The 20,163-nt window shown below is 63.5% G+C and carries 21 protein-coding genes and 2 tRNA genes; 10 read left to right on the forward strand and 13 right to left on the reverse strand.

Translation table 11 applies throughout. The annotated features are described in order from the left end of the window. The first annotated feature begins 25 nt into the window (after positions 1 to 25). The 5 genes from E3O22_RS02415 to E3O22_RS02435 all read left to right on the forward strand — a co-directional run bounded on the left by E3O22_RS02415 (position 26) and on the right by E3O22_RS02435 (position 4,283). The gene (locus E3O22_RS02415; protein ID WP_104100630.1) at positions 26 to 271 is read left to right on the forward strand and encodes a cell division protein CrgA; all 246 of its coding nucleotides are present in this window, start codon (positions 26 to 28) and stop codon (positions 269 to 271) included. 269 nt (positions 272 to 540) lie between these two features. Further along, complete coding sequence (locus E3O22_RS02420; protein ID WP_134394349.1) at positions 541 to 1,035, forward strand: Dps family protein; 495 nt, start codon at positions 541 to 543, stop codon at positions 1,033 to 1,035. 76 nt (positions 1,036 to 1,111) lie between these two features. Continuing rightward, on the forward strand, positions 1,112 to 2,188 hold the full coding sequence (locus E3O22_RS02425; RefSeq protein ID WP_134394350.1) for an acyl-CoA dehydrogenase: 1,077 nt from the start codon (positions 1,112 to 1,114) through the stop codon (positions 2,186 to 2,188). Further along, positions 2,182 to 3,567: a bifunctional PIG-L family deacetylase/class I SAM-dependent methyltransferase gene (locus tag E3O22_RS02430; RefSeq protein ID WP_134394351.1), complete on the forward strand. Its 1,386-nt coding sequence runs from the start codon at positions 2,182 to 2,184 to the stop codon at positions 3,565 to 3,567. The genes E3O22_RS02425 and E3O22_RS02430 overlap by 7 nt, the downstream gene beginning before the upstream one ends. Then, the gene (locus E3O22_RS02435; protein ID WP_134394352.1) at positions 3,564 to 4,283 is read left to right on the forward strand and encodes a glycosyltransferase family A protein; all 720 of its coding nucleotides are present in this window, start codon (positions 3,564 to 3,566) and stop codon (positions 4,281 to 4,283) included. The genes E3O22_RS02430 and E3O22_RS02435 overlap by 4 nt, the downstream gene beginning before the upstream one ends. A 182-nt stretch (positions 4,284 to 4,465) precedes the next feature. Here the strand turns inward: E3O22_RS02435 and E3O22_RS02440 are convergent, their stop codons facing one another. Continuing rightward, on the reverse strand, positions 4,466 to 5,152 hold the full coding sequence (locus E3O22_RS02440) for a rhomboid family intramembrane serine protease (RefSeq protein WP_241976486.1): 687 nt from the start codon (positions 5,150 to 5,152) through the stop codon (positions 4,466 to 4,468). Between the two features lie 156 nt (positions 5,153 to 5,308). After that, positions 5,309 to 5,848: a peptidylprolyl isomerase gene (locus tag E3O22_RS02445; RefSeq protein ID WP_134364746.1), complete on the reverse strand. Its 540-nt coding sequence runs from the start codon at positions 5,846 to 5,848 to the stop codon at positions 5,309 to 5,311. Positions 5,849 to 5,973: 125 nt separating this feature from the next. Here E3O22_RS02445 and E3O22_RS02450 point away from each other — a divergent pair, with 125 nt between their 5' ends. Next, complete coding sequence (locus E3O22_RS02450; RefSeq protein ID WP_134394354.1) at positions 5,974 to 6,513, forward strand: hypothetical protein; 540 nt, start codon at positions 5,974 to 5,976, stop codon at positions 6,511 to 6,513. Positions 6,514 to 6,591: 78 nt separating this feature from the next. Here the strand turns inward: E3O22_RS02450 and E3O22_RS02455 are convergent, their stop codons facing one another. The 11 genes from E3O22_RS02455 to dnaA form a co-directional block, all read right to left on the reverse strand. Then, entirely contained in the window at positions 6,592 to 6,921 is a 330-nt protein-coding gene (locus E3O22_RS02455; RefSeq protein WP_134394355.1) for a hypothetical protein, read from the reverse strand. Positions 6,922 to 7,029: 108 nt separating this feature from the next. Beyond that, a tRNA-Ala gene (locus E3O22_RS02460) sits at positions 7,030 to 7,102 on the reverse strand. 47 nt (positions 7,103 to 7,149) lie between these two features. Further along, positions 7,150 to 7,223 (reverse strand) — tRNA-Ile (locus E3O22_RS02465). 84 nt (positions 7,224 to 7,307) lie between these two features. After that, positions 7,308 to 7,715: a DUF3566 domain-containing protein gene (locus tag E3O22_RS02470; RefSeq protein WP_134394356.1), complete on the reverse strand. Its 408-nt coding sequence runs from the start codon at positions 7,713 to 7,715 to the stop codon at positions 7,308 to 7,310. Then, the gene (gene gyrA, locus E3O22_RS02475) at positions 7,708 to 10,251 is read right to left on the reverse strand and encodes a DNA gyrase subunit A (RefSeq protein WP_241973445.1); all 2,544 of its coding nucleotides are present in this window, start codon (positions 10,249 to 10,251) and stop codon (positions 7,708 to 7,710) included. Before gyrA ends, E3O22_RS02470 begins: the two co-directional genes overlap by 8 nt. Positions 10,252 to 10,315: 64 nt before the next feature. Continuing rightward, positions 10,316 to 12,292, reverse strand: coding sequence for a DNA topoisomerase (ATP-hydrolyzing) subunit B (gene gyrB / locus E3O22_RS02480; protein WP_134394358.1), 1,977 nt, complete (start codon positions 12,290 to 12,292; stop codon positions 10,316 to 10,318). A gap of 121 nt (positions 12,293 to 12,413) precedes the next feature. Continuing rightward, positions 12,414 to 12,902 carry a DUF721 domain-containing protein gene (locus E3O22_RS02485; RefSeq protein ID WP_241976487.1) on the reverse strand — a complete coding sequence of 163 codons (489 nt, stop codon included), beginning with the start codon at positions 12,900 to 12,902 and terminating at the stop codon, positions 12,414 to 12,416. Then, positions 12,895 to 14,082: a DNA replication/repair protein RecF gene (gene recF, locus E3O22_RS02490; protein ID WP_134394360.1), complete on the reverse strand. Its 1,188-nt coding sequence runs from the start codon at positions 14,080 to 14,082 to the stop codon at positions 12,895 to 12,897. Before recF ends, E3O22_RS02485 begins: the two co-directional genes overlap by 8 nt. Before the next feature lie 5 nt (positions 14,083 to 14,087). Further along, positions 14,088 to 14,975 (reverse strand): phosphogluconate dehydrogenase (NAD(+)-dependent, decarboxylating), encoded by an 888-nt coding sequence (gene gnd, locus E3O22_RS02495; RefSeq protein ID WP_134394361.1) that lies wholly within the window; start codon positions 14,973 to 14,975, stop codon positions 14,088 to 14,090. Positions 14,976 to 14,997: 22 nt separating this feature from the next. Next, the gene (gene dnaN, locus E3O22_RS02500; protein ID WP_134394362.1) at positions 14,998 to 16,146 is read right to left on the reverse strand and encodes a DNA polymerase III subunit beta; all 1,149 of its coding nucleotides are present in this window, start codon (positions 16,144 to 16,146) and stop codon (positions 14,998 to 15,000) included. A 363-nt stretch (positions 16,147 to 16,509) separates the two neighbouring features. Beyond that, positions 16,510 to 17,928, reverse strand: coding sequence for a chromosomal replication initiator protein DnaA (dnaA, locus tag E3O22_RS02505; protein WP_104100645.1), 1,419 nt, complete (start codon positions 17,926 to 17,928; stop codon positions 16,510 to 16,512). Between the two features lie 401 nt (positions 17,929 to 18,329). Here dnaA and rpmH point away from each other — a divergent pair, with 401 nt between their 5' ends. From rpmH to yidC, 4 genes are read left to right on the forward strand one after another with little or no spacing between them, the layout of a single operon-like run. Next, positions 18,330 to 18,467, forward strand: coding sequence for a 50S ribosomal protein L34 (gene rpmH, locus E3O22_RS02510; RefSeq protein WP_104100646.1), 138 nt, complete (start codon positions 18,330 to 18,332; stop codon positions 18,465 to 18,467). An 8-nt stretch (positions 18,468 to 18,475) separates the two neighbouring features. Next, positions 18,476 to 18,865 (forward strand): ribonuclease P protein component, encoded by a 390-nt coding sequence (gene rnpA / locus E3O22_RS02515; protein WP_134394363.1) that lies wholly within the window; start codon positions 18,476 to 18,478, stop codon positions 18,863 to 18,865. A gap of 3 nt (positions 18,866 to 18,868) precedes the next feature. Beyond that, positions 18,869 to 19,180, forward strand: a complete 312-nt coding sequence (gene yidD / locus E3O22_RS02520) for a membrane protein insertion efficiency factor YidD (protein WP_134394364.1) — start codon at positions 18,869 to 18,871, stop codon at positions 19,178 to 19,180. A 7-nt stretch (positions 19,181 to 19,187) separates the two neighbouring features. Beyond that, entirely contained in the window at positions 19,188 to 20,159 is a 972-nt protein-coding gene (yidC, locus tag E3O22_RS02525) for a membrane protein insertase YidC (protein WP_134394365.1), read from the forward strand. Positions 20,160 to 20,163: the final 4 nt, after the last annotated feature.

Here is a 20,163-nt window from a genome sequence, read left to right on the forward strand (position 1 = left end):
AGCCAAAGACGCTAGAATCGCAGGCATGTCACGCTCGAATCCCCGCAGCAAGCCCGCCCGCACCGAGGTCGCCCGCTCCGGCGAGGCCGGTCCGAACGCCGTGTGGTTCAAGCCGGTGATGTTCGGTTTCATGCTCATCGGGCTGGCCTGGATCATCGTCTTCTACGTGAGCCAGGGAACACTGCCCGTCGCTGGTTTCGGGTCGTGGAACATTCTGGTCGGTTTCGGGATCGCCTTCGTGGGCTTCCTGATGACCACCCGCTGGCGCTGATCCCGCCCTTATCCGGCCCGGTGGTCAAGCCTGTCGAGACCCCGTCCTGCACCCCCGCGGCGGGATAATGACAACGGTGTAATTATCCCCATGTGGACAAACCTGTGGATAACTTTCCCGGCAGTCAAAACCGCGGCCGCGCCGCCCGCTGAAACCCGGCGCTGTGACTCACATTGTGCACCTGCTAGGGTGCTGTGTGAAACCAAGCGGGGGCACCGGCCGAGACGCGGTCGAGACGTGTTTTCGCTGTGTGAGAAGAGGCGTAACTCATGAAAGCATCAGCAGAACTCGGCTCCAACCTGCAGTCCGTCCTCGTCGACCTGATCGAGTTGCACGTGCAGGGCAAGCAGGCGCACTGGAGCGTCGTGGGCAAGAACTTCCGGGACCTGCACCTCCAGCTCGACGAGATCATCGACGATGCCCGGCTATTCTCCGACCAGCTGGCCGAGCGGATGCGCGCGCTCGACGCCCTGCCGGACGGCCGAAGCGAGACGGTCACGGCGACCACCCACTTGCCCAAGTTCCCCGCCGGAGAGGTAGACACCTCGGAGACCGTCGGCCTGGTCACCGACCGCCTCGATGCGGCGGTCGACAACATCCGTGCCGTCCACGACGCGGTCGACGAGGAAGACCCGACGAGCGCCGACATCCTGCACGGCTTCATCGAGAAGCTGGAACAGTACGCCTGGATGGTCAGCGCCGAGAACCGCACCCCGCGCAAGGCGCCGGCCAAGGCCCCGACCAGGCCAGCCGGCAAGGCCTGAGTCGGAAGCTGCGGCTCCTGCTTCACGCACCTGCACACCGACCCTGGTGTGGTCGGTACCAAACCAGGAGGTCGGTTTGACGAGGATCGAAAGTCCGGGCCCGGCCTGGCTGACCGTGCCCGGGGAACGCACGGCGGAGTCCAGCCTGCGCGACGCCGCAACGGCTGCCTTCGCCGTGAACGGAGACGCGGGGCGGGCCCTGGAACTGGCCCGCGCGCTCGGCGGCTCCGTTCCCCGACCAGGTTCAGGGCAGACGCTACGCCTGCTTGAAACCCTGGCGTCCCTGGCCGCCGCGGACCTCACGGCCGCGCGGGTGGCCGAGGCGCATCTGGACGCCCTAGCCATCCTCGACCAGGCCGCCCTGGATCCGGCCGGGCTCGTCGCAGGGGGCAGCCCGGAGCCGAGCTGGGGCGTCTTCGCCGCCGAGGCCGCGGGGTCTCGTGTCGAGGCGAGACCGGTCGGCGGCGCACGGTGGCGTCTCGACGGCACGAAACCCTGGTGCTCGCTCGCCGGCTCGCTCAGCCACGCCCTGGTCACGGCGAATACCGCGGCCACCACCCGGCGGCTGTTCGTGGTCGACCTGGCCGACCCCGGAATCACCGTCCGCACGGACGCCTGGGTGAGCCGAGGGCTCCCCGCCGTGCCGAGCGGCCCGGTCGAGTTCCGATGCACTATGGCTCGGCCGGTCGGCGACGACGGCTGGTACCTCCGCAGACCGGGCTTCGCCTGGGGTGGGATCGGCGTCGCGGCCTGCTGGTGGGGTGGCGCCGTGGGTCTGGCCAGGCGGGTCTGGGAGTCCGTACTGGAGCGAGAGCCCGATCAGATCGCGCTCGCGTACCTGGGCGCCCTCGACCTCGCGCTGACCGCCGCCGGGACCACCCTGGCTGCCGCCGCGGCGGCGATCGACGCCGGGGACGCCGTCGGTGACCAGGGTGCACTCCTGGCAGCTCGGGTGCGCGGCCAGGTCGCGCGTACAGTCGACGAGGTGATCGCCCGCACGGGCCACGCGCTCGGCCCCGCGCCGCTCGCCTTCGACGCTCGGCACGCTGGGCGCATCGCCGATCTGCAGCTCTACGTTCGCCAGCACCACGCCGAACGGGACGACGCTGCGCTCGGCCGCCGACTACGGGACGCCGGGGTATCCCCGTGGTGAGCTTCAGTCACACGGATGCCGGCACGGCCGAAACCGTGTGGACGGCGGTACATGGTGATGCGGCCGGCGTGCAGGCACTGCGCATCGACGAATTGCGTCGACTCGTCGTGGTCGCGTCGCATCCCGACGACGAAACGCTCGGTGCCGGCGGGCTGATCGCCCGGGCCGGGCGGGCCGGAGTTCCGGTGACGGTTGTGGTGCTCACCAATGGTGAGGCCTCCCATCCCCGGTCGCGTACGCACGACCCCGGGCGGCTTGCGTCATTGCGCCGGGTTGAGGTGACGGCTGCCGTCACCGCCCTGGCGCCCACGGCCCTGGTGCGCCTGGTCGAGCTCCCCGATGGATCCCTCGCCGAGCGCCCGGAGGAGGTGTCCCGGGCGATTTCCGCCGAGCTCGGGGCTGGCGGGCCGGGAACCTGGTTGGTCGCCCCCTGGAGCCTGGACGGCCATCCTGACCATGCGGCGGCGGCCGAGGCCGCCCTCCGCGCGGCCCGCGGCCGAGGTGTCAGCCTCTTCGAATATCCGATTTGGGCCTGGCACTGGTCCACCCCGGGGGACCCGATCTGGTCGGATGGCGTGCTGCGGACCCTCGACCTGGCGCCCGAAGACCGTCGGCGCAAATCTACGGCAATGGCCTTGCACACCAGTCAGGTGCAGCCGTTGTCCGAGCTGCCCGGCGACGAAGCGATCATCCAGGCGGAATTCGGTGCGCACTTCGAACGCGCCTATGAGATTTTCGTCGAGATCGAAACTGAGAAGGAGTCGGGGAATAGAGCGAGTCTGGCCGGGAACTTCTTTGAGGAGTTCTACGCCGGGAACCGTGACCCGTGGGGTTTCGAAACTCGCTGGTACGAGGAGCGCAAGCGGTCACTGACCCTGTCGGCGCTGCCTCGGAAACGCTTCCGAGCGGCGCTGGAACTGGGCTGCTCGATCGGCATGCTGACGGCTGGTCTTGCCGACCGGTGCGACACTGTCGCCGCGGTCGACATCGCCGAGCAGCCGCTCCAGGTCGCCCGCGCCCGGCTGATGTCACGCTCCGGCGTCACTTTCGCACGGCGCACCCTGCCGACCGAGTGGCCGGAGGGCACCTTCGATCTCATTGTGTTCTCCGAGGTCGGGTACTACTTCTCGGCGGAGGAATTGCGAGCGGTTCTCGGGCGATGCCGCGACAGCCTTGCTGCCGGTGGTGTGCTCGTGGCCTGCCACTGGCGGCATCCGGTGCCGGAGTATCCACTGACCGGCGACCAGGTGCACGCAGAACTCGGCAGGCTGGCCGGGTTCGAGCGCACGGTGGAGCACCGAGAACGCGACTTCCTGCTCGAGGTGTTCGAAGCCGCGCCGGCGCGCTCGGTAGCACAACGCGAGGGTCTGGTTCCGTGAGCTGCCGCGGAGCGATCGACAGAATCATCGTCGTGGTACCGGCCCGCAATGAGGAGGAGCTCCTGCCGAGATGCCTGGCGGCGTTGGCCGTGGCCGTCGAAGAGGTCGGCGGGGTGGCCGGTCAGGCTCCGCCGGTCATCGACGTCGTGGTCGTGCTCGACCGGTGCAGTGATGGTACAGCCGACGTCGCCTCGGAGTGGCCGATATTCGCGAGCATCGAGACGAACGGTGGCGCTGTCGGCGTTGCCCGCCGCGCCGGGGTGCGGCACCTTGTGCCGACCTCTGACCAGTTCACCTCGGCCACGTGGATCGCGACGACGGATGCCGACTCCGCTGTGCCGCCGAACTGGCTGACCGTTCAGCTCGCATTCGCCCGCAACTCCATCGATCTCGTCCTGGGAACCGTGGTTCCCGACGACGGGTTGTCCGACGGAAGCAGGGAGAGGTGGGACGCCCAGCACCGCCTGGTCGAGGGCCACACCTATGTTCACGGTGCGAACCTCGGAGTGCGCGCCGACCGGTACCTGCACGCCGGAGAATTCGCGTGCGTCGACGGGCACGAGGACGTGCGGCTGGTCTCCGCCCTGCGCAGTCTCAGGGTGAGCGAGATTCGCACCGAACTGATCCCCGTGCTTACCTCCGGTCGCCTCGCCGGGCGCACTCCAGAAGGATTCGCCGGCTATCTGCGTGATCAGGCGGCCGAAGCCACGCCCTAGGGGTTTGAGTCCTCATCGTTTGGTTGTGTCGCTCCCGGAAGGACACGGGTTGACACCCGTTCCTCAGCCCAAACGGGCCGCTAGCGCAAAATCTCCGTCGACGCGTCGGCATCGGGAACACCCTCCTCGGCCACCCTCCGCGAACCCGCACTGCCCAGGGCAATCGGGGCTCACTCGGCGAGTTAGGTCATGAACATCGCACCGCTGAGCACCACCAGCAACGCCCCGAAAGCCGCTATCAGCACGGTCTGCAGCCGCTGCTGCTTGATGCGGCGGGTCTGCACGAAGATCAGCCCGACCACCGCCCCAGCGATCAGACCGCCCACGTGCGCCTGCCAGGCCACATTCAGCCCCGGTAGGAATCCGATCACCAGGTTGATGCCGACCAAGATCAAAAGCTGGGTCGCGTTGCCGCCCAGGCGCCGCTGGATGATCAGGAACGCGCCCATCAGGCCGAAGATGGCGCCGGAGGCGCCGACAACGGGAATCCGGGGGTCGGACAGGAACAGGACGCCCAGGGATCCGGCGAGGCCGCTCAGCACGTACAGGGCGAGGAAACGGCCACGACCGAGCATTCCCTCAAGGATCTGACCGAAGATCCAGAGCGTGTACATGTTCAGCAGTACGTGGAAGATGGAGCCGTGCACGAGCACGCTCGTCAATATGCGCCACGGCTCGAAGTTCCCGGGGGAGGAGTAGACGCCCGCGTACCAGAGAAGGCTGGTGAAACCATTACCCAGAATGAACTGCAGTAGGTACACCGCCAGTGTGACGCCGATGATCACTGTGGTCACCGGGTGCGAGGTGCTCTTCAGCCGGGTCAGGATGGCCGGCTTGGTGCGCGGGGCATTCCTGCGCTGCTCGTTCATGCACTCGGGGCAGATGACGCCGACGGCGCCCTGAGTTTGGCAGTCGGGGCAAATTGTGCGGCCGCAGCGCTGGCAAAGGATGTAACTCTGCCTGCCCGGATGCCGGTAGCAGAAGTTAGCGGCGGTTCCGGGCAGGCCTGTCATCGTAGGCGGAGCCTAGACCTGCTCGACGGTGACGCTCTCGATGACGACTTCGGTCTGCGGACGGTCGCGGCCGTCGGTGGGCACGGTCGCGAGCTTGGCGACGATTGCACGGGAGTCCTCGTCTTCGACGGCACCGAAGATGGTGTGCTTGCCCTGCAGCCAGGTCGTCGGAACGACGGTGATGAAGAACTGCGAGCCGTTGGTTCCGCGTCCGCCCTGGATACCGGCGTTCGCCATGGCGAGCACGTACGGCTGGGTGAAGTCGAGGTCCGGGTTGATTTCATCGTCGAACTGGTAGCCCGGTCCGCCGGTGCCCTGGCCGAGCGGGTCACCGGCCTGGATCATGAAGTCCTTGATGATGCGGTGGAAGACCGTACCGTCGTAGAGAGGTGCGTTGGAGGTTTGACCGGTGGCGGGGTGCTTCCACTCGATCTCGCCGGTTGCGAGACCGACGAAGTTCTTGACGGTCTTCGGCGCGTGATTGCCGAAGAGGTTGACCTTGATCGGTCCGAGGGTGGTATTGAGCGTTGCGACGGCAGTGTGCTTAGACATGAAGCCAATTCTTGCACAGCCGGATTGGTGGATTCCGATCGACACCGGCTCTACCCAGAGCCCTCCCAGACGATTGCGTGGCAAGATGGACAGTGTTCGCCACATGACATCGATGGAGGGTCCAGATGAGCCTGTCACGCAAGCGCCGCAAGGAACTTACTCGGCTGCGTAAGAGCGCAGACGAATTATGGAACAACCAGCAGGAAGTGCTCGAGCGTGCCAACGCCATTGCACGGGAGGCCAGCCGCCAGGCCGGCATCCTCACCCGTGAAGAAGTTGCTCCCCGCGTGCGTGAAAGCTACGAGCACCTTTTGCGCCCTGGAGTGCAGGCCACTCAGGATCTCGCTGAAGGCGTGCGCCATCAGGTCATCGACCGGGTGTTGCCCGGAATCGGCAGCGGAATCGGCACGGCCATCGGCTCGGTGATGAGCGTCGGAGACGTCGCCCGCGACGCCCGCGTTCGTGCGGCACTGAACCGCGTGCGGTTTCAGAAGCCTGTCGTGCTGGAGAACAAGGGTCCTGGCGCCGGCACCTACATCGCACTCGGGGTTGCCCTGGCCGCCGCCGCCGGCGTCGCCTACGCCGTCTGGCAGACCTTCCGCGCCGACGACGAGCTGTGGGTCGCAGAAGATGAGCCCGCCGTCGCCACGTCAGTCGAAGACTAGACCTCACCACTGCAACACCAAGGGAGGGCCCGCATCCAGTGGATGCGGGCCCTCCCCTTTTTCTTTCGGGTTACCGGGTCAGCCGATAAAAATCGTCGAGGCACCCTCGAGTTCTTCGAGCTGCGTCAAAAGCGACACGACGACACTCACGTCGATGACCACATTGAAGAGCGCGGCGACGATCGAGAGGATCAGCCCGATCTGCGCCAGCTCCCGGCGATTCGAGCGCCGCAGCGCGATAATGCCGAGCACAATCCCTACGCTGGCGAGCAATAGCCCGAGGACCGGGAGCCAGCAGGCGACGAAGGCCACAATGCCCATCCAGAGGGCCGTGATCGCGAGCCTGTCGGCCGTGGGCCGGGAGGGTAGCATTGCGGCCGCTAGTGCTGGGCGGTTGTTGGCTGACATGCGCCTCACCGTACCAAATCGCAGGCTGAAGCGGTGCGAAGGCGACTGAGGGTCAATAAATGAGGAACGCCCGGCCCCTCCAAAAAGGGGCCGAGCGTTCTTCTGTTGTGGAGCCACGGGGAATCGAACCCCGGACCTCCTGCTTGCAAAGCAGGCGCTCTACCAATTGAGCTATGGCCCCGCATGATCACGGGGATTGTATGCCGCAGTGTCGAAACTGTTCGTGCGTGGGGATACCGGGATTTGAACCTGGGACCTCTTCGTTATCAGCGAAGCGCTCTAACCAACTGAGCTATATCCCCCCAATGGGCAGGTTTGAGACTACCCGATGCAGCGGGATTCTCCCAATCGAGCCGCAAAGCGACCCGACCGGCAACATCCGACGACTAGTTGTTGGTGAATCCGACGAGCAAACCGCCGGTGATCTTCACGCTCAGGTTGTACAGAACCGCGTAGACGGCTCCCAGCGCGGTGATAACGACCGTGTTCAAGATGGCCACGACGAAGGCGAAGCCCATAACGTTCCCGATGGACAGAATGCTGGCCAGATCGGACGAAGCGCCGGCGATATCGGTGTACAGGTCGTCGACCTTGCCGAAGATGCCCGTTCCGTTCAAGATTGTGAAGATCAGGAACGTGGCCACGATCGTGACGATGCCCAGGCACAGAGCGATCAGGAAAGACAGTTTGACGGCCGACCAGAAATCCACGTAGACGAGCTTGAGCCGCACCTGCTTGGTCGCGGCCGGCTTGTGGCTGGATTTCTTGGCGAGCTTTTCAGCGACGCTACTCATTTACAGGTTCTTCCTCTCCCAAGGCGTTTTCCGGTTCGGCCGCAAGGATCTCGGCCACCAGATTGCGCTCGGTGTTTTTCGCTATGGCGATGATTCTGTCTTCATCCGCAAACTTAGCGAAAACAACGCCCATCGTGTCCCGTCCCTTGGCCGGGACTTCGGAGACGTCAGAGCGTACCACCTTGCCGCTGGCAAGTACCACGAGCACCTCGTCTTCCTCGTCGACGATCAGTGAACCCACCAGGTCGCCACGGTCGTCGTTGAGCTTGGCCACCTTGATGCCCAGGCCGCCTCGGTTTTGGAGGCGGTACTGGTCGGCCGCGGTGCGTTTGGCGTAGCCGCCCTCGGTCACGACGAACACATAGCCGTCGTCCGAGACCACGGATGCGTCCAGCAGGCTGTCCTCGCCGCGGAAGTGCATTCCGATGACGCCGGAGGTGCTGCGTCCCATCGGGCGCAACGCCTCATCCGACGCCGTGAACCGGATCGACATTCCCTTTTTGGAGACGAGCAGCAGGTCGGAGTCATTTTCGACCAGCAGGGCCGAGACGAGTTCGTCGCCCTCGCGCAGCTTGATCGCGATGATGCCGCCCGTGCGGTTCGTGTCGTATTCGCTCAGCTCGGTCTTCTTGATCAGGCCGTCGCGGGTCGCAAGCGTCAGGTACTGGGCCACGCCGTAGTCGCGAATGTCCAGGATCTGCGCGATCTCCTCACCCGGCTGCAGCGCGAGCAGGTTGGCGACGTGCTGGCCCTTCGCGTCCCGGCCGGATTCCTGCGCTTCGTAGGCCTTGGCCCGGTAGACGCGCCCGGTGTTCGTGAAGAACAGCAGCCAGTGGTGCGTGGTGGTGACGAAGAAGTGCTCGACCACGTCGTCCGCCCGCAGCTGGGCTCCCTTGACACCCTTGCCGCCGCGGTGCTGATTGCGGTAATTGTCACTGCGCGTGCGCTTGATATAGCCGCCGCGGGTAACCGTGACCACCATCTCCTCTTCGGGGATGAGGTCCTCGATCGACATATCACCGTCGAAGCCGAACATGATCTCGGTGCGCCGGTCGTCACCGAATTTGTCGGTGATCTCGGTGAGCTCATCGCTGATGATGGTGCGCTGACGCTCCGGGCTGGCCAAGATCGACTGGAACTCCACGATCTGCAGTTCCAATTCGGCAGCCTGATCGATGATCTTCTGTCGTTCCAGAGCAGCCAGGCGTCGCAGCTGCATGGTCAGGATCGCATCGGCCTGGAGCTTGTCCACGTCGAGCAGGTCCATCAGGCCGGTACGAGCGTCGTCGACGGTGGGGGAGCGACGGATGAGTGCGATCACCTCGTCGAGGGCGTCGAGGGCCTTGAGATAGCCGCGCAGGATGTGCGCATCCGCTTCGGCTTTCTTCAGGCGGAACTGGGTGCGCCGCACGATGACCTCGACCTGGTGCGCGACCCATGCGGAAATGAAGCCGTCGAGGGACAGGGTGCGCGGCACCCCGTCGACGATGGCCAACATGTTCGCGCCGAAGTTCTCCTGCAGCTGGGTGTGCTTGTAGAGGTTGTTCAGCACGACCTTCGCCACCGCGTCGCGCTTGAGAACGATCACAAGGCGCTGACCCGTGCGGCCACTGGTCTCGTCACGGATGTCGGCGATGCCGCCGATCTTGCCGTCCTTCACCAGATCGGCGATCTTGATCGCGAGGTTGTCCGGGTTGACCTGGTACGGCAGCTCGGTGATCACCAGACAGGTGCGACCCTGGAGCTCCTCGATGCTCACCACGGCACGCATGGTGATGGAACCACGGCCGGTGCGATAGGCATCCTGGATGCCCTTGATGCCAAGGATCTGAGCGCCGGTGGGGAAGTCGGGGCCCTTGATGCGCTGGATCAGCGCTTCGAGCAGTTCGTCGCGGGTCGCATCGGGGTTCTGCAGGTACCACAGGGCGCCGGCCGCCACCTCGCGCAGGTTGTGCGGCGGGATATTCGTGGCCATACCCACGGCGATGCCGACCGAGCCGTTGACCAGCAGGTTCGGGAAGCGGGAAGGCAGCACGGTGGGCTCGAGTGTGCGGCCGTCGTAGTTGTCCTGGAAGTCGACGGTGTCCTCGTCGATGTCGCGCACCATTTCGAGTGCGAGCGGGGCCATCTTCGTCTCGGTGTACCGTGGGGCTGCGGCGCCGTCGTTGCCGGGGGAGCCGAAGTTGCCCTGCCCGAGAGCCAGCGGATAACGAAGACTCCAAGGCTGCACGAGGCGCACGAGCGCGTCGTAGATCGAAGAGTCACCGTGGGGGTGAAACTGCCCCATCACGTCGCCCACCACGCGGGCGCACTTGGAGAACGCCTTGTCCGGACGGTAGCCGCCGTCGAACATGGCGTAGATGACGCGACGGTGCACGGGCTTCATGCCGTCGCGCACGTCGGGCAGCGCGCGTCCGACGATGACGCTCATCGCGTAGTCGAGGTAGGAGCGTTGCATTTCCAGCTGCAGGTCGACCTGATCGATCTTGCCGTGCTGCACGAGGTGCGCAGCCTTGGCCGCGGTGTCTGCCGCCAGGGACGCGGCGTCCGTGTCGGTCCCGTCGGGGCCCTCGCCCGAGATGCCGCCGGTGTTGGAGTGGTCAGATGTCAAGGAAACGCACGTCCTTCGCGTTTTTCTGGATGAAGTTACGGCGGGACTCGACGTCCTCGCCCATCAGGGTGGAGAAGATTTCGTCGGCGGCGGCAGCATCGTCGAGGGTGACCTGCAGCAGAGTGCGGGACTCGGGTGCCATCGTGGTTTCCCACAGCTCCTTGTAGTCCATCTCGCCCAGACCCTTGTAGCGCTGGATCCCGTTGTCCTTCGGAATGCGCTTGCCGGCCGCGGCGCCGTCTTCGAGGAGCGCGTCGCGCTCTCGGTCGGAGTAGACGTACTCGTGTGCCGAGTTCGCCCATTTGAGGCGGTACAACGGCGGCTGGGCCAGGTAGACATATCCGAGATCGATAAGGGGCCGCATATACCGGAAGAGCAATGTGAGCAGCAGGGTCGTGATGTGCTGGCCGTCAACGTCGGCGTCGGCCATCAAAACGATCTTGTGGTACCGCACCTTGTCGGGGTTGAATTCTTCGCCCATGCCGGCGCCGAAGGCCGTGATCATGGCCTGAACCTCGGCGTTGCCGAGGGCACGGTCGAGCCGGGCCTTCTCCACGTTCAGGATCTTGCCCCGCAGCGGAAGAATCGCCTGGAACTCGGGGTTGCGGCCCTGCACGGCGGATCCGCCGGCCGAGTCACCCTCCACGATGAAGATTTCAGAAAGCGATGGGTCCTTGCTCTGGCAATCCTTGAGCTTGCCGGGCATGCCGCCACCCTCGAGGAGGCCCTTGCGCCGGGCGGTCTCTCGCGCTTTACGGGCGGCCATCCGTGCGTTCGATGCTTGAAGCGCCTTGCGGATGATTTCCCGCGCCGGGTTGGGGTTGCGGTTGAACCAGTCGGACAGCTGGTCGTTGGCGACCTTCTGCACGAAGGACTTCGCCTCGGTGTTGCCCAGCTTGGTCTTCGTCTGTCCCTCGAACTGCGGTTCGGCGAGCTTGATCGAGACCACGGCGGTCAGGCCCTCGCGCACGTCGTCACCGGTGAGGTTGTCGTCTTTTTCCTTGAGGATGCCCTTTTCCCGGGCGTATTTGTTGACGAGGGTGGTGAGCGCGGCGCGGAAGCCCTCCTCGTGGGTACCGCCCTCGTGGGTGTTGATCGTGTTCGCGTAGGTGTGCACGCTCTCGGTGTACGCGGTCGTCCACTGCATGGCCACTTCAAGCGCCATCTTGCGTTCGTGATCTTCCCACTCGAACGAGATGATCTCGTCGTTGACCAGGTCGGCTTTCTTGGCCCGGTTAAGGTATTCGACGTAGTCGACAAGGCCGTTCTCGTACAGGAAGGTCTTGGTGACCGGCGTGCCCTCGTCGTCGAGGTTCTCCGGCCGCTCGTCGGTGAGCGTGAGGCTGAGTCCCTTATTCAGGAAGCCCATCTGCTGGAAGCGGGCCCGCAGGGTCTCAAAGTCGAAGACCGTGGTCTCAAAGGTCTCCGAACTCGGCCAGAACGTGATGGTGGTGCCGGTTGCCTCCGACGGCTCGTCCATGGTGAGGGGAGCGTTGGGCACGCCGTCGTGGAAGCTCTGGCGCCAGACGTGACCCTGGCGGCGTACCTCCACCTCGAGGCGGCTGGACAGCGCGTTGACAACCGAGCTGCCCACGCCGTGCAGACCGCCGGACACCGAGTACCCTCCGCCGCCGAACTTGCCTCCGGCGTGCAGAACGGTGAGCACGACCTCGACGGTCGATCGGCCCTCCGCCTTGTGAATGTCGACCGGGATTCCGCGGCCGTTGTCGGCGACGCGAACCGCGCCATCCGCCAGGATCTTAATGTCGATGGTGTCGCAATGACCAGCGAGGGCCTCGTCGACGGAGTTGTCCACGATCTCGTAGACGAGGTGGTGCAGGCCGCGAGGTCCAGTGGACCCGATATACATTCCGGGTCGTTTACGAACGGCTTCAAGCCCCTCGAGAACTTGGATATCGTCTGCGCCGTATCCGTGCTCCGGCTCGATCTGTGGGTCAACTGACATCTGTAATGGGGCTCCTGACCGTCGCGCGGGCGACCCTTTAGCCTACCAAACGTGCCAAGCACTGCGGGCCAAATCGGGCATCTGCGGCGTTTAATGCACCGGGTTGACCTGTTTTGGACAGCTACCCGTAGGTATCGCGTGGACCGCGCCCTGGAATTGATCTGGGACCCTTTTTCCAGGAGGGGGCGTTAGGCCCTTGAAAACGGATCGACTCGATGCCTGCGTCCGGATACTTCACGGCGATATGCGTCATAATCTCCACCCGCATCATGCGCAGCTGCGTCGCCCAGGCCGTCGACTCACACTGCACCGTCAGAACGCCCTCGTCGATTCCAACCGGGGTCGAGTGTTTCGACGTCTCCTCGCCGGCCAGCAGGGTCCAGGAGGCAAGCAGCTCCGATTGGGCCAGTGGTGAATTCCAGCCCAGCTGCAGAGTGAGCAAATTGATCGTATCGCTCAGTCCCCGAGGATCCCGGCCCGCGCCAAACGGAACGCTCGAGCCGATTTCGGTTCCAGGGCGCCGTCGGGCGCGGTTGCGCTTGGCGTTTGGGTCACCGAATACGTCCTTGAAGCGCAGGTAGACCCGGGAGGCCTCGCTCGGCTCAGCCATCGACGACCGCCCCGGCATGGATGTGGATGGTGTGCGCGGTGAGTTCTTCCGGCACGTCTTCGAGCACCGCCGCGGTGATCAGGACCTGTTCGAAACCGGTGACGGCGGCGGATAGACGTTTCCGGCGGCTCAGATCCAGTTCGGCGAAGACGTCGTCCAGGATCAGGACCGGGTCGCCCGTCGTGGAATCCCGGCGCAGCAGCTCCGCCGAGGCGAGTTTCAGGGAGAGGGCGAACGACCACGACTCACCATGGCTGGCATAGCCCTTGGCGGGCAGTGCATTGAGCACGAAGACCAGGTCGTCCCGATGCGGTCCGACCAGGGTCATACCCCGGTCGAGCTCCTTGCGACGAAGGGCGGCCAGTGCCGTGCGAAACGAGTCCCCGGTGGTCGATCCTGACGAAACCGAGGCTGACGAAACCGAACCGGGGGGAACCGAGCCCGTCGAGGCCATCGCTTCCATCGCTGCATCCTCGTCTGCACCCAGGATGCTGAGCGAGGGAACCAGCATCGGCCCATGGTCTTCCCCCGCGACCGCCCGGTACGCGGCGCCCAGAGGTGGCCCGAGCAGGCGAACGAGTTCGGCCCGCTCATCGATGATTTCGGAGCCGAGAGCAACGAGGCGATCGTCCCAGATTTCGAGTGTTCCAAGCTGGGTTGTGCGCACGCCCGAGGCCCGCGCCGACTTCAGCAGCGTATTCCGCTGGCGCAGCACCCGGTCGTAGTCGGCCAGAACCCCGCTGAGCCGGGGGGTGCGAAGCACGAGCAATTGGTCGAGGAATCGTCGGCGTCCGGACGGGTCACCCCGAACCAGTGCCAGATCTTCAGGGGCGAAGAGCACGCTGGAGAAAAAACGTGGGAGTTCTCGAGTCTTGATCACCGACCGGTTGACCTGGGCTCGGTTCAGGCCCGAGCGGTTGATCTGCACCTCGGTCAGGATCTCGCGGCCGTTGAACTCGAGCTTGGCCCGGATGATGCCCGCGTCGCGACCGGCCCTGATCATGGCGGAGGTGTTGGAGACCCGGTGCGAACTGAGGGTACTGAGAAATCCCAGGGCCTCGACGAGATTGGTCTTTCCCTGCCCATTCCGGCCCACGAGCAGATTGGGTCCCGGCGCGAACGGCACCTCGACCTGCGCATAGTTACGAAAGTCGGTCAGCGAAAGGTGTTGGACCCGCACTCGGGTCAGTCGGCCGTTTTGACGGCGTGGCCGCCGAACTGATTGCGCAGGGCCGCGACCGCCTTCATCGCGGGGGAGTCGTCCTGCCGGGACACGAACCGCGCGAAAATGGCCGCGCTGATCGTCGGTACGGGAACCGCGTTATTGATGGCCTCTTCGATGGTCCAGCGGCCCTCACCGGATTCCTCGACGAAACCCTCGATGTTCTGAAGTTCCGGGTCGTCGTCCAAAGCTCGCACGAGAAGTTCAAGCAGCCAGGACCGCACCACGGTGCCGCGCTGCCAGGCCTTGAACACGCCGGGAACGTCGGTGATCAGGTCGCTACGCTTCTCCAGCAGTTCATAGCCCTCGGCGTATGACTGCATGAGGGCATATTCGATTCCGTTGTGCACCATCTTCGCGTAATGCCCGGCGCCGACCGCGCCGGCATGCACGAAACTCTCGTCGCGTGGACCCTCGGGGCGCAGGGCGTCAAAGACGGGCATGGCGCGCTCCACCTGTTCGGCGGCGCCACCGACCATCAGCCCGAATCCGTTGGTCAGGCCCCACACGCCCCCGGACACTCCGGCGTCGACGTAATGCACGCCCGACGCCGCCAGTAGAGCGGCATGGGCGAAGTCATCGGTGAAGCGCGAGTTTCCGCCGTCGATGACGAGGTCGCCGGCACACAGCTCAGTGGCCAATTCGGCGATCACGGCATCCGTCGCGGCACCGGCCGGGACCATTACCCAAACAAGCCGCGGAGCCGGCAGACCGGCAATCAGCTCGGCGATGCCGGCAACGTCCGAGATCTCGGGGTTCCGGTCGAAACCAGTGACCTCGACGCCATTGGCCCGCAGACGGTCGCGCATATTCGCGCCCATTTTTCCCAGGCCGATGATGCCGATGTGCATGGCTGTTCCTTCCGAGATTGTTCTAGCGCAACAGTAGGTTGGGCTGGAGCAGATACTTGTAGCTGTCGGCGCCCGGCTGATCCCGAGAGGTCTGGCTGGTGATCAGAACCGGGCCCGGCTTGTTGGGATTCTCGGTCTTCGTGAAGGAGATTCGCACAAATTCAGAGTGCACCGCGCCCAGCCCGTCCAGCAAAAACTGGGGTTTCAACGAAACGACCGTGTCCGTTCCGGACAGGATCGCGTCGATCGTCTCCGATGCCTGAGCCTGCTCGGATCCAACCGCCTCGAGGGTGAGACCGTCGGCGGTGAAGGTGAACCGCAGTGCTGCCTCGCGCTCGAGGACGAGCTGCACTCGACGAGTCGCCTCGATCAGGTCCGCCGTATTCATCACCGCGTAGTTGTCCACGTTATCGGGGAACAGGCGCCGCACGGGTGGATAGTTTCCCTTGATCAAAAGGGAGGTGACGGTTTTCTTATCGGCGGTGAACGCGATGAGCTCTCGGTCGTCGGTGTGGGTGATCGCGATGGAAATCGTGCCGCTGTGACCGAACGTCTTGCCGACCTCCTGCAGGGTGCGGGCCGGAACGAGGGCCGTGACGGTGTCGGTGGTCGTGGTGCTGCCTTTATCCCAGTCGATCTCGCGCACGGCAACGCGGTACCGGTCCGTGGCCACGAGGCTGAGGCTGTTTTCCGTGATTTGCAGCTGTACACCGGTGATCACGGGGGTGACATCGTCACGGGAGGCGGCCACAGCCACCTGGGCGACAGCGGCCGAGAACTCTTCGGCGGGCACGAGGCCGGACTGCGCGCTGACCTGCGGAATGCTCGGGTATTCCTCAACCGGCATGGAGAGCAACGTGAAGCTCGCACTGCCACAACTGACCGTGATCCGGGATTCGTTGGTCGAGAACCGCACCGGTGCGTTGGGCATCCGGCTGGCGATGTCGGCGAGGAGTCGTCCGGAGACGAGAACTTTGCCGACTTCTTCGACGTCGGCGGCGATTTCGGTTTGCGCGGAGACCTCGTAGTCGAACGAGGAGAGGATCAGCCCGGTTGCCGTCGCCTCGATCAGCACACCGCTCAAAATCGGCAGCGTCGTGCGCTGGGGAAGGAGCTTGACAGCGAAAGAGACGGCTTCACTGAAGACGTCCCGGTTGGCCTGAAATCTCACGAAGTCACTCCTGTTCGGTTAGAGACCTGGATACGGCCTCAATGGTAGCCGTGTTTCACGGAGCAAATTTTTGCAACCGCCGAGCACTCAAGGTTGTTGGATGGAGAGAAAGAGAAGTTAATTGTTAATCTTCTTAACCGGTGTGGAAACTGTGGATAACTCGTGGGATGCCGCCTGCCGACTGGGAACTACAAACTTGTAACTTGTTGGCAGCCTGTGAGTGCCCAGCACACTTCGGTGTCGTGCCGGTTTGGCAAGGAGGGGAGTTTGCACAACCACGTGCTGAGTTTCTACAGGTTGTGCCCAGTTGTGTAAACAATTTCCACAGGGTTATCCACAGGTGTGAAAACTGAAGAAATACCGCTATTTGTAACGGTGGTTTTGCTTGATGCGGTTCGTAAGCTCGGTCACCTGGTTGTAGATCGACCGGCGTTCCTTCATCAGCTCGCTGATCTTCTTATTCGCGTACATCACCGTGGTGTGGTCGCGGTTGCCGAATAATTGGCCGATCTTGGGCAGGGAGAGGTTGGTCAGCTCACGGCAGAGGTACATTGCGATCTGGCGCGCCGTGGCGATCGCCTGCGACCGGGATGACCCGTAGAGGTCATCGACGGAGAGCTTGAAGTAGTCGGCGGTGTTGGTGATGATATCGACGGGCGCGATCACGTTGTCCTCATCGAGGGTAATCAGGTCCTTCAACACCGTCTGCACCAGGTCCATGTCGACCGGGGTGCGGTTGAGGCTCGCGAAGGCCGTTACCCGGATCAGGGTTCCCTCGAGTTCACGGATGTTCGAGGAGACCTTTGAGGCCATGAACTCGAGAATGTCGTGTGGGACCTGGAGTTTCTCGCTCTGTGCCTTCTTGCGTAGGATCGCGATGCGCGTTTCCAGGTCGGGGGCCTGGACATCCGTGATCAGGCCCCACTCGAAGCGTGACCGCATTCGGTCCTCAAAACCGGTGAGGTGCTTGGGCGGGAGGTCGCTCGTGATCACCACCTGCTTGTTGTGATCGTGCAGGGTGTTGAAGGTGTGGAAGAAGGCTTCCTGCGTTTCCGCCTTACCCTGCAGAAATTGGATGTCGTCGATCATCAGGATGTCGATGTTGCGGTAACGCGACTGGAACGCGGAACCACGGTTGTTGGCGATCGAGTTGATGAAGTCGTTGGTGAATTCCTCGGAGCTGACATAACGCACCCGGATGCCGGGGTACAGGCTCATCGCGTAGTGGCCGATGGCGTGCAGGAGGTGGGTTTTGCCGAGGCCGGACGACCCATAGACGAAAAGGGGGTTGTAGGCCTTCGCCGGCGCCTCCGCTACCGCTACCGCCGCGGCGTGTGCGAAGCGGTTGGACTGGCCGATCACGAAGTTGTCGAAGCTGTACTTCGAGTTCAACCGGGTGTCATGGGGCCGCTCGGGTGAACTGCTCTCGAATACCGATTGCGGTGCGGCTGGGGTTTCCACATCGGGGGGAGAACTTGATTCGTGCACCGGCCGGATGGATTCCTTTTCCAGCTCGGGATTGACGACCACATAAAAAGTGGACACCGCGGACGCCTCATCCAGGTGGCCCATCGCCGTCAGGAGCGGCACCCGCATGCGTTGATTGAGCATGCTGGCCGTGAACTCGTTGGGCACCTCGAGGTAGAACGTGCCGGCGGCGATACCCTTGGGTTCGACCAGGTTGAGAAAGCCGTACAGCATCGGCGTGATGCTGTCGTCGGATTCCAGGCTGGTCAGGACAGACCGCCAGGTCTCCGTGATGGGCTGTTCTTCGGTGGCCATGGTTTTCTCCGCTTTTCTCTCATTGTTGCCTTCTACAACGACGGAGATCGAGGACTGGGCTCGTCTCTGAACGCGTAATCCAGCCAAAGCATCCACAAGGTTATCCACCGCCTGTGGGCAAATAAGCCCCAATTCACAGGGTTTGTTGAAAACCTGTGGATAACTTGTCCTCACGGTAGTCAATCACCGCCAGTCCGGACAAATTCGTTCGCATTTCGTGCGCGTGTCGATGCTCGAAATGGGCGCAATTGTGTGTACAACCGATGATTTCGGGAGGTCGAGTTTGACCATCACCGGCCAAAGCCGTAGTTTTAATCAGTTGACCCCAGCCCGAGGGCTACCTCACTCTTTCCCGGCCGCTCAGTTTGGCCTACGGAGATTTAACACGTGGAGACAAGACAATGAGCAAGAGAACGTTTCAGCCGAACAATCGCCGTCGCGCCAAGGTGCACGGCTTCCGCCTTCGCATGAAGACCCGTGCCGGCCGTGCGATTCTGGGTGCTCGCCGTCGCAAGGGTCGCATCGAACTCTCCGCTTAAGCACTCTCGTGCTTGCGGGGGCCAATCGCATCACCGCCGGTGACGACTACAAGTCGGTCGTGCGCAGGGGTGTGCGCATCGTCGGCCCGCACCTGGTGACGTATCTGCGCCGGAATCCCGACGGGGCTCCGGCACGGTTTGGTTTCATTGTGGCGAAAAACGTGGGTGTCGCCGTGCGGCGCAATCAAGTCCGACGTCGTTTGAAGGCGGCGAGCTACGCGGTGCTGCTCTCTACGCGGCCCGGCACGGATGTTGTCATCCGCGCTCTGCCGTCGGCAGCGGATGCGCCGTGGTCGTCCCTGCACGCGGAACTATCCGTGGCCCTGGAGAAGTTTCAGCGCACCGCGGTCACATCCGTCGCCGGTAAGGCCCCGGCAGCGATCCGATCGGATCGCTGACTGATGAACAGGTTCTTGATCACGCTCGTACTCCTCCCACGCAACGCGGGGGTTCTCGTACTGCGTGCGTACAGAGCCGTGATTTCCCCGCTCTACGGCGATGTTTGCCGGTACTACCCCTCCTGTTCGGCGTATGCACTCGGCGCCGTTCAGGAATACGGACTCGTCATGGGATCAGCCCGAGCCGCACTGCGGCTGGGCCGATGCCATCCGTGGGCCGAAGGCGGGATCGATGACGTTCCCCTCAGGCGGAAGCGTCGCTTCATCGTGACGTCGTTTGGTTTTGTTATCGCAGCGAGCCACGGAAAGGGCTGACGCAAAGATGGACCTCCTAGGTACGATTCTCTGGCCGCTGAAATGGGTCGTCGAGGCTCTGCTCGTCGCATTCCACTCCCTCTTCTCCGTCATGGGGATGAACTACGACGACGGCCTCACATGGGTGCTCTCGATCGTTGGTCTCGTGATCGTTGTCAGGGCCGCCCTGATTCCCATCTTCGTGCGGCAGATCAAGAGCCAGCGCAAGATGCTGGAGGTCGCGCCGCAACTCAAGAAGATCCAGGACAAGTACAAGGGCAAGAAAGACCAATTTTCGCGCGAGGCCATGTCCCGTGAGACCATGGAGCTCTACAAGCGCACAGGCACCAACCCGCTGAGCTCCTGCCTGCCTCTGTTGCTGCAGATGCCGATCTTCTTCGCCCTGTTCTCAGTATTGAATGACGCGCAACGCAGTCAGGCTGGGGTCGGCCCGCTCAACGATGATCTCGCGAAGAGTTTTGGAAACGCCACCCTCTTCGGCGACGCGCCGCTGCATGACTCGTTCGCGTCTCAGTGGACGAAAATGGTAGCTGGTCAGGACTTCAATGCGGTCGTCATGTGGATCGCGGCCATCATGGTGGTCCTGATGACCGCCTCGCAGTTCATCACCCAGCTACAGATCGTCTCCAAGAATATGTCGCCGGAGACCAAGGCGAGCCCCATGTTCAAGCAGCAGCGCATCATGCTCTACCTGCTTCCCCTTGTCTTTGCCTTCTCCGGTGTCGCCTTCCCCCTCGGCGTCATGTTCTACTGGCTCACCTCGAACATCTGGACAATGATCCAGCAGTTCCTGGTCATCCGGAATATGCCCACGCCCGGCAGTGAGGCCGCCAAGGCGCGCGAAGAGCGACTGGCCCGAAAGGGTAAACTCATCGCCACGGATGGTGACGTCATTGTGGTCGAAGAACCCAAGAAGCCTCAGCGTCAGCAGCCGATCGCAAAGAATCGTGCCAAGAAGCAATCCGGCCCAAAAAAATAAGAAG

The organism is Cryobacterium sp. TMT2-18-2 (genome assembly GCF_004402245.1).
GTDB lineage: Bacteria > Actinomycetota > Actinomycetes > Actinomycetales > Microbacteriaceae > Cryobacterium > Cryobacterium sandaracinum.

What these genes read in the sequence shown, in the direction of transcription:
- E3O22_RS02415 (WP_104100630.1), top strand. Translation starts at nt 26, where the DNA reads ATGTCACGCTCGAATCCCCGCAGCAAGCCCGCCCGCACCGAGGTCGCC.
- E3O22_RS02420 (WP_134394349.1), top strand. Translation starts at nt 541, where the DNA reads ATGAAAGCATCAGCAGAACTCGGCTCCAACCTGCAGTCCGTCCTCGTC.
- E3O22_RS02440 (WP_241976486.1), bottom strand. Translation starts at nt 5,152, where the DNA reads ATGAACGAGCAGCGCAGGAATGCCCCGCGCACCAAGCCGGCCATCCTG.
- E3O22_RS02445 (WP_134364746.1), bottom strand. Translation starts at nt 5,848, where the DNA reads ATGTCTAAGCACACTGCCGTCGCAACGCTCAATACCACCCTCGGACCG.
- E3O22_RS02450 (WP_134394354.1), top strand. Translation starts at nt 5,974, where the DNA reads ATGAGCCTGTCACGCAAGCGCCGCAAGGAACTTACTCGGCTGCGTAAG.
- E3O22_RS02455 (WP_134394355.1), bottom strand. Translation starts at nt 6,921, where the DNA reads ATGTCAGCCAACAACCGCCCAGCACTAGCGGCCGCAATGCTACCCTCC.
- E3O22_RS02470 (WP_134394356.1), bottom strand. Translation starts at nt 7,715, where the DNA reads ATGAGTAGCGTCGCTGAAAAGCTCGCCAAGAAATCCAGCCACAAGCCG.
- gyrB (WP_134394358.1), bottom strand. Translation starts at nt 12,292, where the DNA reads ATGTCAGTTGACCCACAGATCGAGCCGGAGCACGGATACGGCGCAGAC.
- E3O22_RS02485 (WP_241976487.1), bottom strand. Translation starts at nt 12,902, where the DNA reads ATGGCTGAGCCGAGCGAGGCCTCCCGGGTCTACCTGCGCTTCAAGGAC.
- gnd (WP_134394361.1), bottom strand. Translation starts at nt 14,975, where the DNA reads ATGCACATCGGCATCATCGGCCTGGGAAAAATGGGCGCGAATATGCGC.
- dnaA (WP_104100645.1), bottom strand. Translation starts at nt 17,928, where the DNA reads ATGGCCACCGAAGAACAGCCCATCACGGAGACCTGGCGGTCTGTCCTG.
- rpmH (WP_104100646.1), top strand. Translation starts at nt 18,330, where the DNA reads ATGAGCAAGAGAACGTTTCAGCCGAACAATCGCCGTCGCGCCAAGGTG.
- yidD (WP_134394364.1), top strand. Translation starts at nt 18,869, where the DNA reads ATGAACAGGTTCTTGATCACGCTCGTACTCCTCCCACGCAACGCGGGG.
- yidC (WP_134394365.1), top strand. Translation starts at nt 19,188, where the DNA reads ATGGACCTCCTAGGTACGATTCTCTGGCCGCTGAAATGGGTCGTCGAG.